Origin of the sequence: Streptomyces montanus (assembly GCF_005786655.1) — a bacterium.
In the GTDB taxonomy this organism is placed as follows: domain Bacteria; phylum Actinomycetota; class Actinomycetes; order Streptomycetales; family Streptomycetaceae; genus Streptomyces; species Streptomyces sporangiiformans.
This window is the reverse complement of record NZ_VBZC01000085.1, coordinates 31,387-33,613: the sequence shown is the minus strand read 5'-3', so window position 1 is coordinate 33,613 and position 2,227 is coordinate 31,387. Positions and strand designations below refer to the sequence as shown.

Annotated in this window: 1 protein-coding gene; it reads left to right on the top strand. The window is 69.5% G+C overall.

Features of this window, described 5'->3' with window-relative positions; translation table 11 throughout:
* Window positions 1-2,187, top strand: a 2,187-nt coding sequence (gene infB / locus FE633_RS42700; RefSeq protein WP_138050555.1) for a translation initiation factor IF-2, incomplete at its 5' end; no start/stop codon positions are given.
* Window positions 2,188-2,227 lie beyond the last annotated feature (40 nt).

Here is a 2,227-nt window from a genome sequence, read left to right as displayed (position 1 = left end):
GGCCCGCGTCCCGGTGGCGGTGGCCCCGGTGGCCGCGGTCCCGGTGGCGGCGGTCGCCCCGGCGGCGGTGGCGGCGGCGGTCGTCCTGGTGGCGGCGGTTTCGCCGGTCGTCCCGGTGGCGGCGGTGGCGGTTTCGCCGGTCGTCCGGGTGGTCCCGGCGGCGGTGGCGGCGGTTTCGCCGGTCGTCCGGGTGGTCCCGGTGGCGGCGGTGGCCGTCCCGGCTTCGGTGGTCGTCCCGGTGGTCCGGGTGGCCGTGGTGGCACGCAGGGCGCCTTCGGTCGCCCCGGCGGTCCCGCGCGTCGTGGCCGCAAGTCGAAGCGGCAGAGGCGCCAGGAGTACGAGGCCATGCAGGCCCCGTCGGTCGGCGGCGTGATGCTGCCTCGCGGCAACGGCGAAGCCATTCGCCTGTCGCGCGGTGCTTCCCTCACCGACTTCGCGGAGAAGATCAACGCCAACCCGGCGTCGCTCGTCGCGGTGATGATGAACCTCGGCGAGATGGTCACGGCCACGCAGTCCGTCTCCGACGAGACGCTGCAGCTCCTCGCCGACGAGATGAACTACACGGTCCAGATCGTCAGCCCCGAGGAGGAGGACCGCGAGCTGCTCGAGTCCTTCGACCTGGAGTTCGGCGAGAACGAGGGCGGCGAGGAGAACCTCGTCGCGCGTCCGCCGGTGGTGACCGTCATGGGTCACGTCGACCACGGTAAGACCCGACTGCTCGACGCCATCCGCAAGACGAACGTCATCGCGGGCGAGGCCGGCGGCATCACGCAGCACATCGGTGCCTACCAGGTCGCGACCGAGGTCAACGACGAGGACCGCAAGATCACCTTCATCGACACCCCGGGTCACGAGGCGTTCACCGCCATGCGTGCCCGTGGTGCGAGGTCGACCGACATCGCGATCCTCGTGGTGGCGGCCAACGACGGTGTGATGCCCCAGACGATCGAGGCGCTGAACCACGCCAAGGCGGCCGAGGTGCCGATCGTGGTCGCGGTCAACAAGATCGACGTCGAGGGCGCGGACCCGACCAAGGTGCGCGGTCAGCTGACCGAGTACGGCCTGGTGGCCGAGGAGTACGGCGGCGAGACGATGTTCGTCGACATCTCCGCCAAGCAGGGTCTGCACATCGACTCCCTGCTGGAGGCCGTGGTCCTCACCGCGGACGCCTCGCTCGACCTGCGGGCCAACCCGGAGCAGGACGCGCAGGGCATCGCGATCGAGTCCCGGCTCGACCGTGGCCGTGGTGCCGTGGCGACCGTCCTCGTCCAGCGAGGCACGCTGCGGGTCGGCGACACGATGGTGGTCGGCGACGCGTACGGCCGTGTCCGTGCCATGCACGACGACCTCGGCAACAACGTCGAGGAGGCCGGTCCTTCGACGCCGGTCCAGGTCCTGGGTCTGACCAACGTCCCAGGTGCGGGCGACAACTTCATCGTGGTCGACGAGGACCGTACGGCCCGTCAGATCGCCGAGAAGCGCGCCGCCCGTGAGCGCAACGCCGCGTTCGCCAAGCGCACGCGCCGCGTCTCGCTCGAGGACCTGGACAAGGTGCTCAAGGCCGGCGAGGTCCAGCAGCTCAACCTCATCATCAAGGGTGACGCTTCTGGTTCCGTCGAGGCTCTCGAGTCCTCGCTCCTCCAGCTCGACGTCGGCGAAGAGGTCGACATCCGGGTGCTGCACCGCGGCGTCGGTGCGGTCACGGAGTCGGACATCGACCTGGCGATGGGCTCGGACGCCATCGTGATCGGCTTCAACGTGCGCGCCGCGGGGCGTGCCGCGCAGATGGCCGAGCGCGAGGGCGTGGACGTCCGCTACTACTCGGTCATCTACCAGGCGATCGAGGAGATCGAGGCGGCCCTCAAGGGCATGCTCAAGCCGGAGTTCGAAGAGGTCGAGCTGGGTACGGCGGAGATCCGCGAGGTCTTCCGCTCGTCCAAGCTGGGCAACATCGCGGGTGTTCTCATCCGCTCCGGCGAGGTCAAGCGGAACACCAAGGCGCGACTGCTCCGCGACGGCAAGGTCATCGCGGAGAACCTCAACATCGAGGGTCTGCGTCGCTTCAAGGACGACGTCACCGAGATTCGCGAAGGGTTCGAGGGCGGTATCAACCTCGGCAACTTCAACGACATCAAGGTCGACGACGTCATCGCGACGTACGAGATGCGCGAGAAGCCGCGGGCGTAACGCTGCGGCGGGCTGAACCGGGTTGGCGTCGCCCGGCGGG